The organism is Bacillus sp. FSL K6-1560 (assembly GCF_038592935.1).
In the GTDB taxonomy this organism is placed as follows: domain Bacteria; phylum Bacillota; class Bacilli; order Bacillales; family Bacillaceae; genus Bacillus; species Bacillus subtilis.
In genome coordinates this window covers 35,001-47,166 of the sequence record NZ_CP151946.1, presented here as the reverse complement: position 1 = coordinate 47,166, position 12,166 = coordinate 35,001, and the positions used below count along the sequence as shown (strand labels likewise).

Sequence of the window (12,166 nt, the reverse complement as noted above, 5' to 3'; positions counted from 1 at the left end):
ACACGTGAAACACCTTTTGTTTTATCATTATTTAATTCTTGTGCCTTTTGGTAACGACTGATCGATAGACACGACCTTTAAAACGCCGTCTGCTTCTCCTGCAAGGATCATACCTTGAGAAAGCTCTCCTCTGAGTTTAACCGGTTTTAGATTTGTTACACAAACGAGTTTTTTTCCAACAAGCTCTTCAGGCGTATAATGCTTCGCAATGCCGGATACCACTTGGCGCTTTTCAAAACCAAGATCAAGCTGCAGCTTCAATAAACGGTCTGCTTTTTTCACTGGCTCTGCCTCAATGACCTCAGCTACGCGAAGCTCTACATCCATGAATTGATCAATCGTAATTTCAGGTAAACGATCGACCTCTTGCGGCTCTTCTTCTTTTGTTTCTTCTTTCGCTGGTGCCGAACCTTGCATTTTCCCTTTGATGTAAGCAATTTCTTCTTCTGCCTCTAAACGAGGGAACAATGGATCACCTTTTTGTACTTTTGTATCTTTCAGCTGGCCGAAAGCTGTAATGCTGTCCCAAGCTTTTAAAGATTCATCAGTAATACCTAGCTGCTCGAACATTTTTTCAGGTGTTTTTGTTAAGAATGGCTGAAGCAGTACCGCTGAAATACGCAATGATTCAGCGAGGTGATACATAACTGATCGCAATTCTTCTTCTTTTGCCGGATCTTTCGCAAGCACCCATGGAGCTGTCTCATCAATGTATTTGTTTGTGCGGCTGATGAGCTGCCATAAAGTCGAAAGTGCTACCGAGAACTCCATATTTTCCATTGCTTTCTCATAAGCTTTCACTGTTTCTTCAGCAACAGAAGTGAGCGTTTGATCAAATTCCGTAACAGCACCTTTGTAAGAGCCGATTTGACCGTCAAAATACTTATTAATCATCGCAACAGTACGATTCAATAGATTTCCTAAATCATTCGCTAAATCATAGTTAATCCGCTCAACAAATCCTTCCGGCGTGAATACACCGTCAGATCCGAACGGCACTTCGCGAAGCAGGTAATAGCGAAGCTCGTCTAAACCATAGCGCTCAATTAATGTAACCGGATCTACAACGTTTCCTTTTGATTTCGACATTTTTCCGTCTTTCATCAAAAGCCAGCCATGCGCGAATACTTGCTTTGGCAGCGGAAGATCCAGCGCCATCAGCATAATTGGCCAGTAAATAGTATGGAATCGTACAATCTCCTTACCGACTAAATGAACATCGGCAGGCCAATATTTTTGATAAAGCTCATCATTTTCTGTATCATAACCGAGTGCCGTTAAATAGTTAAATAGTGCGTCAATCCAAACATATACAACATGCTTTGGATTTTCCGGCACCTTCACGCCCCAATCAAAAGTGGTACGTGATACTGCCAAATCCTCAAGTCCAGGTTTGATAAAGTTATTAATCATTTCGTTTTTGCGTGATTCTGGCTGAATGAATGTCGGGTTTTCTTCATAGTATTTCAGAAGACGATCCGCGTATTTCCCCATGCGGAAGAAATAAGATTCCTCTTTGATCAATTCAACTGGGTGACCGCTGTCAGGGCTTTTTCCGCCGATGACCTCTCCCTTTTCATTCCGCTCAATATCAACGAGCTGAGTTTCCGTGTAGAACGTTTCATCAGGGATGCTGTACCAGCCTTCATACTCATCAAGATAGATGTCCCCGTTATCAAGAAGCTTTTGAAACACCTTTTCAATGACAACTTTATGCCGTTTTTCTGTCGTGCGGATAAAGTCGTCGTTTGAGATTTCAAGCTGCTTCCACAGTTTTTGAATATCTGCCGCTGCGCGATCCACATACTCCTGAGGTGTAATGTTTTCCTGTTCAGCTTTTTGCTGGATCTTTTGTCCATGCTCGTCCGTTCCCGTTAAATAGCGAACATCGAACCCTTTTAATCTTTTGTAACGTGCCATTGCATCTCCCGCGACTGTCGTATATGCATGGCCGATATGTAATTTTCCGCTCGGATAATAAATCGGTGTTGTAATGTAAAATGTATTGTTTTCTTGCGGCATCTTGAAACCTCCTAATCAGAATGTCAAAAAGCTCCCGCCCAAAGGACGAGAGCGGCGATAAGTGCAAATCATATATGAATATTATTTATATTTATCCTTTATCTATGATACCATCTTAGCCTTTAAGATCAAGAATATATACATACGCCCTGAAAAAGAATAATTAAAATTAAAAATCTTTAATGAAAATAAAAAAAGTCTGTTCGTGTCGAATTTTGTCGTATATAATCAAATGAAATAAAAAACTTTGGTTCGAAAGTCTTGATTTAAAAGGATTTTTAGTAGGATAATAGCTTTATTAAATATTTATAAAATGCTGTTATTTCGGTAGTTTCTAAGACATTACTGACTATAAGAACTAATTCTTACAATCAATAGTAAACAAAATGATTGACGATTATTGGAAACCTTGTTATGCTATGAAGGTAAGGATTTTGTCGAATAATGACGAAGAAAAATATAATTTAAACAAATAAGTATCTCTTGGGAGGAGAATGTTTATGAAATCTACTGGTATTGTACGTAAAGTTGATGAATTAGGACGTGTAGTTATTCCTATCGAACTGCGTCGTACTCTTGGAATCGCAGAAAAAGATGCTCTTGAAATCTATGTTGATGATGAAAAAATCATCCTTAAAAAATATAAACCAAACATGACTTGCCAAGTAACTGGTGAAGTTTCTGATGATAACCTTAAACTTGCAGGCGGTAAATTGGTTCTTAGTAAAGAAGGCGCTGAGCAAATCATCAGCGAAATCCAAAACCAGCTTCAAAACCTTAAATAATCATTTCTTGTACAAAAAACGTTCTTGTTATGACACAAGAACGTTTTTTTATTGCTTAATATGGTAAGCATCGTACACTTCACGCTTTGGTACATTGCGATCGACTGCTGCTTTTTTAATGGCTTCTTTAGACGTAGCGCCTTTCGAGATGTAATGCTCGACATGTTCTTTCGCAGTGAGGGTTTCCCACCATTGTTCTTCCTCATCTACCTCTTCATTATTACTTCCTTCTACGACAAGACAAAACTCGCCGCGTATCTGATCCTCGTTTGCCCATCCAATGACCTCAGATATGGTTCCTCGGATAAACTCTTCATATTTCTTAGTGAGTTCACGTGTTACAGCGATTTCCCGATCTCCTAATATCTCTGCCATCGCTGACAAGGTTTCCTTCAATCTGTGAGGCGCTTCATAAAAAATGATCGTTTCCCGCCGTTTTTTAAGGGCTTCAAGCTCCTTCTTCTTTTCTTTTTTCTGTCTGTTGAGAAAACCGTAAAAGAAAAAAGGCTGCGGTACAATACCTGAAGCAATAAGAGCTGTTAATGCAGCATTTGCTCCCGGCAACGGAACAACATAACCGCCTATATCCGTAAAATCCTTTACAATTTCCGCTCCGGGATCAGAAATCGTCGGCAGACCGGCATCACTGACAAGAGCAATGTTTTTTCCCGATTTCAGCCATTCAATAATTTTGTGCCCACTGCTTTCTTTATTGTGTTCGTGATAGCTGACGAGCGGTGTTTCAATTTCATATACATGACAAAGCTTTTTCGTTTGCCTCGTATCTTCCGCAGCAATCGCATCCACTGATTTCAGCGTGTCGATCGCCCGGAATGTCATGTCCTCTAGATTTCCGATTGGGGTTGGGACCAAGTAAAGAATTCCCATGTCCGACTTTCCATTAAAGCTCATTTGGCGCCTTAACATATACAGCCTCCTTGGTGTTCCGCTTTTCTTCTATATAAAGCTCTTTTTTCTTTCGAGTTAGTTTTTTGAAATAATATTCCGCCTGCATAGCTTCCCGCTTTGTTGAAAAGCTCTCGGCAAAAATTAATTCAACCGGACGTCTTACTTTAGTGTACTTTGCGCCCTTTCCATCATTGTGTGTTTTCACTCGTTTATGCAGATCGTTGGTATACCCGGCATACCAGCTATTGTCCTTACATTTCACGACGTAGAAGAAATGGTTATTTGTCTCCATATAAAATGGTCCAGATTTCTTTTGTATATTCATTTTGTTCATCATAAACGAATAAAGGAGCAAGAATTTTTAAATCCGGGCGCCCGCCTTTGATACCTTCAACCAAAATGGTATTGGCTTCTTTCCCTTGCTTCGGATAGACAAATTGTACACGTTTTGGCTCGATTTGATAAGCCTTCATCAGTTCAAAAATCTCTAGAAGCCTTCCCGGCCGGTGAACAAGAGCTGCTTTTCCCCCTTGCTTGAGCAGCTTGCTGCTGACTGAAATGACATCCTCCAGCGTGCAGTGGATTTCATGTCTTGCGATTCGGAGATGCTCGTTCATATTTTGTTCAGTTTGTTTCGGCGTTTTAAAATACGGCGGATTGCAGGTGACAACATCATATCGATTATGTCCAAGTTTCTCCGGCATGTTTTTCAGGTCATCATGTATGATCTGAATCTGATCCTGCAGCTTATTATACTCCACGCTGCGAACAGCCATATCATGCAGCCTTTCTTGTATTTCGACTCCCAGAATGTCTGCTTTTGATCTTGTACTGAGCAGCAGCGGCACAATACCATTGCCGGTGCATAAATCAACGATTTTCCCTTTTTGAATCGGAACGTACGCAAATTTGGACAGAAGCACAGCGTCCAACGAAAAAGCAAACACTGTTGGGCTTTGTATGATTTTCATGTCCTCTGCCAGCAAATAGTCTAATCTTTCATCATCATGTAATGAAACCATCTTCTTATCCTTTCAGTACCTTTGAAAAAGGCTCCCGTCTTATGCGGAAGCCTTTTCCCTATTTTTTATTTAAGAATGACAGACAGAAAAGACAATCCTCTTTTCGAACACTTCCATAGTGGACATTGCAGATATGAAATCCTTCTTGATACAGACGTGCCAGATTATCATATCCTTCCCCTATATCAGTTTGCTCTGTCTTCTGTGTTTTTGATTCTTTTTTATCAGCTTTGAACTTTTCAATCTGCTGCGTCGTATCGTCCAGCCGTTTGCGCAAATGCTTGTTTTCAAGCTGTAAATGATGATTTTCCTCAATCATCTCACCGATATGCTGCTTCAAATCCCCCAGCTGCCGGTACAGTGAACCAATTTGTTCTTCTAAGTTAATGACTGTATCAAATAACTCTTTTTTATCCAAGGTTCCACACCTCGTTAATCTGTGGTTTGTGCGGATACGACGCCCTCTTCCAAGAGCTCTTCCCAAGTATATTCTATCACTTTTTCACGGTTTATCAGTTCCACCTGAAGCACCCGTTCCAGAATATTTAGTCCGACGACCTTCGCGGGACCGTTTGCTGTCGTAATCATTTCTCCTATATCCGGAAGCTGTTCTTTTGCCGTCTCATACTCATCGTTCTCATATTTTAGACAGCACATCAATCGTCCGCAAAGACCCGAAATCTTCGTAGGATTTAAAGACAAGTTCTGATCCTTGGCCATTTTAATGGAAACGGGTTCAAAATCTCCAAGAAACGTTGAACAGCAAAGCATTCTTCCGCAAGGACCGATTCCTCCGAGCATTTTTGCCTCATCCCTCACTCCGATTTGGCGCAGCTCAATTCTTGTCTTAAAGATAGAAGCCAAATCCTTTACAAGCTCTCTAAAGTCGACTCGGCCGTCAGCAGTGAAGTAAAATATGACTTTATTGCGATCAAACGTGAATTCAACATCGACCAGCTTCATATCCAAGCCATGCTCAATCACTTTCTTTTGGCAGATATCAAATGCTGATAGTGCTTCCTGTTTATTTTCTTCTACAATGAGAAGATCGCGCTCGTCAGCCACACGTATCACTTTTCGAAGGGGAAGCACCACATCATGCTCATCCACCTGTTTATTTGCAATTACGACCTGGCCGTACTCAACGCCTCTGACAGTTTCTACAATTACGCAGCTGTCATGTTCTATATGAAATCCATTCGGATCAAAATAATATATTTTACCCGCTTTCTTAAAGCGGACACCAATTACATTGTACAAGCTTATCCCTCCTGCAACATTAACACCAAGTGCTCCATTAATCCTTGTACATTCACATTGGAATGAAGCCGTTTCTTTGCTTCTAAAACAGCAAGTATCTGATTCGTAACGCTTTGTTGTGTTGATTGTAGCGCATGCTGTTTTATTGATTGGAATAAGTCTTGATAAATCAATTTATCTTCATTTCCTATTTGGATGGACAACACATCACGATATATCAATAAGAGCATATCAAGACCCATTTCTTGATGGGTTTTTTCTTTGAAAAAGGGCATCCATTGATCTTGAATAAAGAAAAAAGCATGTCCTTTCCGCTGGTGTAGGACTTCATACAATTTTATCACTTTCGCTCTAGACTCTGCAAACTCATCATTTCGACTTAATTCGACTGCTTCTGCTACATTATTAGTCATGTTGGCCAGAAGCCTTGCCATATGAGGCGAGACGTCCTGTTCGATCAGTCTGTCTTCAATTGCTTTCGGCTGCAAAGGCTGAAAAGGAAGGGTTTGGCATCTTGAAATGATGGTATCCAATAACCTTTGGGGCTGCTCAGTGATGAGGACGGCCATTGTGTCTTTGTTCGGTTCTTCTAAAAATTTCAGCAGGCTGTTCGCCGCATTTGCTGTCATTTGATCTGCGTGCGAAATAATATACAGCTTTTTATGCGATTCAAGTCCTGTCTTAGAAAACTCTTCTTGGAGCGCTTGAATTTGCGCCTTTTTGATTGATAAGCCATCAGGCTGAACAAGATGGAGATCAGGATGGTTCCCTGACTCTATCCGTTTACAGTTTCGACAGCTCTCACAAGGCTCCGCGCCACCCTCCAGACAAAAGAAGCTTTTTGCAAGAAGCAGCGCGGCATCAAGCTTGCCTGTTCCTTTTTTCCCCTCAAACAAATAAGCGTGTGATAGTCTGTCCTTCTCAATACTATTATATAAAAGCTTCATCACTCTGGGCTGAAGCTCGTTCATTTCCTTCCAGGATATTGCCATTGTATCACTCTCTATGTGTAAAGGTTAATTAATAAACCTTTTATTTCGCCAATACGCTCCAGCAAATCTATTGCCGGTTTTTCCTGATCCATCATCTCTTCCGTAAGCTGTATCAATTTGTCATCTATTTCTTTCACAAGTCCCAGCGTTCTGCTGTTCCCATAAAGGTCAAAGCTTTTCGATGTTTCATGTGAAAGACCGCTGTCCACAGCTTCTTTGACAAAACGTTTCACAAGTCCTTTAAATCTCGCTAAGTCTTTAAAATTCCGAGATTTCGTTAGCCTTTTTCCGAATGCTTCTATATCAGATAACAGCCTGGTAAGCTGATCAAGCTTCATTTTGCTGCTTTGGTTTTCCATTAATGTTTTAAACGATGCCGTGATCTCAGATGTTTTCACAGAGGGAATCTGCTTATTATCTATAAATGTACGTATATCTTTATTAATTTTCACAGTTTCAGATCCTTAAAATTGATGAAATTCATCGACTGGAAGGACAAATACTGTCGCTCCGCCAACTTCAACTTCGACTGGATAAGGGACATAGGAATCAGCATTTCCGCCCATTGGAGATACAGGGGCAATCATCTGATCACGTTTCTGCCCGTTTTCTTTAATGAGACTCAACGCTTTATTGACGCGTATATCCTCGACACCGATCATAAACGTTGTATTGCCTGATTTAAGAAATCCTCCTGTCGTCGCAAGCTTTGTAACTCTGAAGTTGTGATCCGTTAAGGTTTTCAAAAGTCTGTTGCTGTCCTGATCTTGTACAACTGCCACTATCAATTTCATCTGTGAAGGCCTCCTTTAGATTGGAAACAACGTGATCTCGTTTACATTATTATATCAACTATTGGGAAACAGGTCACAATTGAATTTTTTTCAACGCTTCATCGATCACCTTTAGAACATCCTGAACGACGAGGTCTTTGGATTGCCCGGCATCAACTGAATGAAATCTTTCCGGAAATCGCTTCATCAGCTCTTGATAACCTTCTTGTACTTTTGTATGAAAGTCCAGTTTCTCTAAATCGAGCCTGTTTTTCTCCCGTGAGCCGTTTGCGTAAATACGCTTCAGTCCTTCTTCCGGATCAATTGAAAAATAAACCGTTACATGGGGCAACATATCTCCAATGGCAAATTCATTAATGGACAGAACCTCATCAATTCCAAGCCCTCTTGCATATCCTTGATACGCAAGAGAACTGTCTATGAATCTGTCGCAAAGAACGATAAACCCCTGTTCTAAAGCAGGTTTTACTTTTTCAACTAAATGCTGGCGTCTTGCAGCCGCATATAAGAGAGCTTCTGTTTTTGGGTCCATTAATGTATTGTTCTCATTCAGAATAACCTCTCGAATTTGTTCTGCAATATCTATTCCGCCTGGCTCTCGAGTTGCCATAACCTGAAGGCCTTCTGCTGTCAGTATGTTTTTGATTTCCTGCAGAACAGTCGTTTTTCCTGCACCTTCAGGACCTTCGAATGTAATAAATAAACCGCTCATGATTTCTCCTCTTCTATATAAACAAGTAGTTGTTTCTCTTTGATTTTCATATTCCCTTGAACATGCGTTTTCATGCTGATCAAGCGGCTGAGCTTTTGCACACTTTCTTTTGTTATTCTTTCTCCCGCCATAATCATCGGGATACCCGGAGGATAAGGGATGATATCTTCTGCATTCAGCCGGCCAGCTGCTTCCTCAAAGTCCACATATTCTTTCTTAAACGAATGTAAGACCTTTTTTGGATAAGGCAAGACAGTAACAGGCTGCACTCCCCATTCTGCAGAAACAAACGCCTGATCCGGAGGCGTTTTCTCAATCTCTTCATCAATGCTTCTAATGGTTTCAGCATTTATTCTCCGTTTCCCCCCCAATGGGAGAACGAGCAGAACTTGATTTTCATCAGCAAGCTCAGTGAATATGTTGGCACGCTCTAATATGCTTTGCAGCGTATAGCCAGAATGCCCGCGTTTTGAACGAATTGTGAGCTTCAGCGGATCCGTGATGATCAGTGGATTAGCAGGGTTAACAGCTTCTGCATTTGTAAGTGAATCAAACGTTTGTTTAAGTGTTTCTATCCGCTGCAGAATGTCAGAAAGCTTTTGTTCTTCTATAATATGCTGTACATAAGCGCGTGCAATATCTAACGAAGCCATTATCGGATAAGACGGGCTGCTGCTTTGTAATCGGTTTAAATACTCTGCCACCCGATCCCTGTTAATCCTGCAGCTGCTGTTGAGATGCAAATAAGAACCCATCGTCATGGCAGGCAACGTTTTGTGGGCCGACTGAACAACAATATCTGCCCCCATTTTTAAAGCTGAGACCGGAAAAGGCTCACCTAAAATAAAATGTGCGCCATGCGCTTCATCGACCAAAACAGGAATCCCGTAATGATGGGCTTCAGTAATGATCTCAGTCAAATCAGCACTATGTCCGTAATATGTCGGATTGGTCAGTACCAAGCCTTTCGCATCTGGATATGCTGCCAGGGCCTCTTTAATTGTTCCAAGCGGAACGTGCGTAGGCACATGCATCGCTGAATCAATGTCAGGTGCAAGATAAACCGGCTCAGCACCGGCCAAATCAACAGCATGAAATACAGATTTATGACAGTTTCTTTGAACCAGAATTGTATCACCAGGCTCACAAACAGATAAAATCATCGCTAAGTTTCCGACAGTCGTACCATTTACCAGAAAAAAACTTTCCGCCGATCCATATAATTGACTGACAAGCTCTTGAGCTTCTTTAATCACCCCGGAAGGATGATGGAGATCATCCAGCCCTGCCAGTTCAGTTACATCAATGGTGAGAAGCGGATCGAATATTGACTTAGCGTCATCAAAAAAGACATCTCCATTGTGATGTCCCGGAACATGAAATGAATGAGAATTTCTTCTCGCATGTTGAATTAATGCTTTATATAAAGGTGTGTTCATGAAAACAATCCTTTGAATGTGTCTTCTTACACTTTATTATATCGTGCCTCTGACAGAACTTAAAGCCAGACTTACTGGTAACTATCTTTCCTTTATTGTAAGCAGCTTTTGCTTCAGATCGCCTTCCATCATCATGAGCTCTTCTTCTGCCTGACGGCGTTTGATTCGTCCTTCTTCTTGTATAGTCAGTGTTTCTTCAAGCGTGCTTATTAAGCTTTCCTGCACCTTCTTCAAGGTATCTATATCAACAAGGCCTCGTTCATTTGCCCGTGCAGTTTCAATTGTATTGGTTTTTAAAAGCTCCGCATTTTTCAGCAAAAGCTCATTGGTTGTATCAGATACTTTCTGCTGTGCATCCACTGCATTGCGCTGCCTTAAAAGCGTCAGTGCAATGGCAACTTGATTTTTCCATAGCGGAATTGCTGTCACAATGGATGACTGAATCTTTTCAGCTAACGCTTGGTTTGTATTTTGAATCAGCCTGATTTGCGGTGCACTTTGGATTGTAATTTGCCTGCTCAGCAGCAAATCATGAACCCTTTTATCTAACCGGTCAGCAAATTGAATTAAATCATTCACCTCTTGAACGGCCATTTGGTTATGATCACTCGATTCAGCCTGTTGCTTCAGTTCAGGAATTGTTTTAGTTTTTAATTCCTCCAGCTTCAGTTCTCCTGCAGCAATATAAACATTCAGCGCGGCAAAATATTCTTTATTTTTTTCATATAACTGCTCTAACAGCTTGTTGTCACTGATTAAAGCATTTTTAGAGTGCTCCAGCTTTAAGCTGATTCTGTCTATCTGCACACTGGTCTTTTGGTATTTAGACAGCACCTCTTGAAGAGAACTTGATACTCTTCCAAATATGCGTGCCAAAAAACCCTTTTTCTTAGATTGGAGATCATCAGGATTTACTTGCTCCAGCTTTTTCATCAGCTCTCCAAGTATTTCGCCAATCTCCCCGACATCCTTCTTTTGAACATGATTAATCATATCATGAGAAAAGTTCAGCAGTTTAGATTGAGCTTGTGAACCGTATAAGACAATGCTTTGCATATTTTTATGATCAATCTGTCCAGCAAGCTGAATTGCTTTTTCCTTGTTTTCCTCAGGAAGAACATCAACAAGCCGTACTTGCTCTTTCTCTGCTTTTACAGCCTCCGAACCTGGTATCTCTATGTTACCACCAAAAGGATCTGCCAATAATTCATCTATATGAAGGTCGCTTTGGTCTCGGTTCATCGCTCTTACCCTCTTCCCTTATTTCTTTAATGAATGTTTTGCTGCGTCTAATTCAAACTGCAACTCGTCAATTTCATCACCCATTGCTTGAGTTAAATCTTCCTCTAAACGCTTGGTCAATTCAGTAAGAGTGATGCGTGTCTCACTTAACGACATCGACAGTTCTTTGCTTTTTTTTGGGTGAGATGATAGAAAAGCATACTTCTCTGTCAATTCAACAACCGAATCGAGAGTTTGATAAAAAAATCGTTCTGCCTGATAAAACCGCTTTGGCTCTTTTTTGGTGAGGAGATAAATCCTTCTCACAATCCTTAGCATTTCTGCATTTTGCTTAAACATTTGAATGCTTTTAGCCTGAAACAAGGCTTTCCTAAGACGGATCATTTTCTGCCTTGCTTCCTCTAAGTTTTTCTTAATGTAAGCATACTCTCTTCCTGTCAATTCATGCTTTTTAAGAAATAACCGTCTTGCATTCCAGATGCCAGCTATATATACGGCTGCTCCAGAAGCAAGCCCATAAACAATAGATAAAAAAAGCGACTGGTTTAAACCAAAAAAGCTCAATATTCCAATGAAAACAAAAGTCGCACTGCTAGTTAAACTCCACATCAAAAAGTGAAAAAATCTCTGCATGAGATAATCGACTCCTGTGTCTATACTCAGTTTTAATATTATTATCTACTACGTTCAATCCTTAAACAAGTTTCATCTTCTTTTTATTATTAAGAGTACAAAAAAAGACCTTTTCAGGTCTATGAATATAATGGCGGTGTATGAATGCTCTTTAGTTTTTTTACGTAAAACGCATAGTCAGGATCAGAAGTTGATGTAGAAATTACTTTTCTCTCACAATCTAAGCATATGAATTTCGTATAAAGATGAATGCCTCTATTCTTCTCTTGATCACAAATCACACATGTATGATTAAGTTTAACTGTTTCGTCCATCTTCTCCACCTCCGTACAGTTAGCCTCCCCTTAAAACGGATA

Annotated in this window: 15 protein-coding genes; 1 reads left to right on the top strand and 14 read right to left on the bottom strand. The window is 40.5% G+C overall.

The features are described from left to right. Positions 1-27 precede the first annotated feature (27 nt). The gene (metG, locus tag NYE22_RS00250) at positions 28-2,022 is read right to left on the bottom strand and encodes a methionine--tRNA ligase (RefSeq protein ID WP_015253011.1); all 1,995 of its coding nucleotides are present in this window, start codon (positions 2,020-2,022) and stop codon (positions 28-30) included. A 494-nt stretch (positions 2,023-2,516) separates the two neighbouring features. On the opposite strand from metG, the gene abrB reads away from it, so the two are divergent. Then, positions 2,517-2,807 (top strand): transition state genes transcriptional regulator AbrB, encoded by a 291-nt coding sequence (gene abrB, locus NYE22_RS00245; RefSeq protein ID WP_003226760.1) that lies wholly within the window; start codon positions 2,517-2,519, stop codon positions 2,805-2,807. A gap of 48 nt (positions 2,808-2,855) precedes the next feature. Here the strand turns inward: abrB and rsmI are convergent, their stop codons facing one another. From rsmI to csfB, 13 genes are all read right to left on the bottom strand, one after another. Next, the gene (rsmI, locus tag NYE22_RS00240) at positions 2,856-3,734 is read right to left on the bottom strand and encodes a 16S rRNA (cytidine(1402)-2'-O)-methyltransferase (protein ID WP_019712967.1); all 879 of its coding nucleotides are present in this window, start codon (positions 3,732-3,734) and stop codon (positions 2,856-2,858) included. Further along, positions 3,709-4,008 carry a GIY-YIG nuclease family protein gene (locus NYE22_RS00235; protein WP_014475567.1) on the bottom strand — a complete coding sequence of 100 codons (300 nt, stop codon included), beginning with the start codon at positions 4,006-4,008 and terminating at the stop codon, positions 3,709-3,711. The genes rsmI and NYE22_RS00235 overlap by 26 nt, the downstream gene beginning before the upstream one ends. Continuing rightward, positions 3,995-4,738, bottom strand: coding sequence for a tRNA1(Val) (adenine(37)-N6)-methyltransferase (locus tag NYE22_RS00230; protein ID WP_342412225.1), 744 nt, complete (start codon positions 4,736-4,738; stop codon positions 3,995-3,997). Before NYE22_RS00230 ends, NYE22_RS00235 begins: the two co-directional genes overlap by 14 nt. A 58-nt stretch (positions 4,739-4,796) precedes the next feature. Beyond that, positions 4,797-5,156, bottom strand: a complete 360-nt coding sequence (gene yabA / locus NYE22_RS00225; RefSeq protein ID WP_003218308.1) for a replication initiation-control protein YabA — start codon at positions 5,154-5,156, stop codon at positions 4,797-4,799. A gap of 14 nt (positions 5,157-5,170) precedes the next feature. Then, positions 5,171-5,998 carry a competence/sporulation regulator complex protein RicT gene (gene ricT, locus NYE22_RS00220; protein WP_003226767.1) on the bottom strand — a complete coding sequence of 276 codons (828 nt, stop codon included), beginning with the start codon at positions 5,996-5,998 and terminating at the stop codon, positions 5,171-5,173. A 2-nt stretch (positions 5,999-6,000) separates the two neighbouring features. After that, complete coding sequence (gene holB / locus NYE22_RS00215) at positions 6,001-6,990, bottom strand: DNA polymerase III subunit delta' (protein WP_003244417.1); 990 nt, start codon at positions 6,988-6,990, stop codon at positions 6,001-6,003. Between the two features lie 11 nt (positions 6,991-7,001). Further along, positions 7,002-7,442, bottom strand: coding sequence for a YaaR family protein (locus NYE22_RS00210; protein WP_342412224.1), 441 nt, complete (start codon positions 7,440-7,442; stop codon positions 7,002-7,004). Between the two features lie 12 nt (positions 7,443-7,454). Next, positions 7,455-7,784: a cyclic di-AMP receptor DarA gene (darA, locus tag NYE22_RS00205; protein WP_003242755.1), complete on the bottom strand. Its 330-nt coding sequence runs from the start codon at positions 7,782-7,784 to the stop codon at positions 7,455-7,457. A 73-nt stretch (positions 7,785-7,857) separates the two neighbouring features. Next, positions 7,858-8,496: a dTMP kinase gene (gene tmk / locus NYE22_RS00200; RefSeq protein WP_161986766.1), complete on the bottom strand. Its 639-nt coding sequence runs from the start codon at positions 8,494-8,496 to the stop codon at positions 7,858-7,860. Further along, a complete protein-coding gene (locus tag NYE22_RS00195) occupies positions 8,493-9,935 on the bottom strand; it encodes an aminotransferase class I/II-fold pyridoxal phosphate-dependent enzyme (RefSeq protein ID WP_342412223.1) in 1,443 nt (480 codons plus the stop codon). Before NYE22_RS00195 ends, tmk begins: the two co-directional genes overlap by 4 nt. An 81-nt stretch (positions 9,936-10,016) precedes the next feature. Further along, positions 10,017-11,177, bottom strand: a complete 1,161-nt coding sequence (locus tag NYE22_RS00190) for a toxic anion resistance protein (RefSeq protein WP_161986768.1) — start codon at positions 11,175-11,177, stop codon at positions 10,017-10,019. Positions 11,178-11,195: 18 nt separating this feature from the next. Then, positions 11,196-11,810: a 5-bromo-4-chloroindolyl phosphate hydrolysis family protein gene (locus NYE22_RS00185; protein WP_015253019.1), complete on the bottom strand. Its 615-nt coding sequence runs from the start codon at positions 11,808-11,810 to the stop codon at positions 11,196-11,198. Positions 11,811-11,929: 119 nt separating this feature from the next. Next, on the bottom strand, positions 11,930-12,124 hold the full coding sequence (gene csfB, locus NYE22_RS00180; protein WP_003243294.1) for an anti-sigma-G factor: 195 nt from the start codon (positions 12,122-12,124) through the stop codon (positions 11,930-11,932). Between the last annotated feature and the right edge of the window lie 42 nt (positions 12,125-12,166).

What these genes read in the sequence shown, in the direction of transcription:
- rsmI (WP_019712967.1), bottom strand. Translation starts at nt 3,734, where the DNA reads ATGTTAAGGCGCCAAATGAGCTTTAATGGAAAGTCGGACATGGGAATT.
- NYE22_RS00235 (WP_014475567.1), bottom strand. Translation starts at nt 4,008, where the DNA reads ATGGAGACAAATAACCATTTCTTCTACGTCGTGAAATGTAAGGACAAT.
- NYE22_RS00195 (WP_342412223.1), bottom strand. Translation starts at nt 9,935, where the DNA reads ATGAACACACCTTTATATAAAGCATTAATTCAACATGCGAGAAGAAAT.
- csfB (WP_003243294.1), bottom strand. Translation starts at nt 12,124, where the DNA reads ATGGACGAAACAGTTAAACTTAATCATACATGTGTGATTTGTGATCAA.
- darA (WP_003242755.1), bottom strand. Translation starts at nt 7,784, where the DNA reads ATGAAATTGATAGTGGCAGTTGTACAAGATCAGGACAGCAACAGACTT.
- tmk (WP_161986766.1), bottom strand. Translation starts at nt 8,496, where the DNA reads ATGAGCGGTTTATTTATTACATTCGAAGGTCCTGAAGGTGCAGGAAAA.
- metG (WP_015253011.1), bottom strand. Translation starts at nt 2,022, where the DNA reads ATGCCGCAAGAAAACAATACATTTTACATTACAACACCGATTTATTAT.
- NYE22_RS00230 (WP_342412225.1), bottom strand. Translation starts at nt 4,738, where the DNA reads ATGGTTTCATTACATGATGATGAAAGATTAGACTATTTGCTGGCAGAG.
- NYE22_RS00185 (WP_015253019.1), bottom strand. Translation starts at nt 11,810, where the DNA reads ATGCAGAGATTTTTTCACTTTTTGATGTGGAGTTTAACTAGCAGTGCG.
- NYE22_RS00190 (WP_161986768.1), bottom strand. Translation starts at nt 11,177, where the DNA reads ATGAACCGAGACCAAAGCGACCTTCATATAGATGAATTATTGGCAGAT.
- abrB (WP_003226760.1), top strand. Translation starts at nt 2,517, where the DNA reads ATGTTTATGAAATCTACTGGTATTGTACGTAAAGTTGATGAATTAGGA.
- holB (WP_003244417.1), bottom strand. Translation starts at nt 6,990, where the DNA reads ATGGCAATATCCTGGAAGGAAATGAACGAGCTTCAGCCCAGAGTGATG.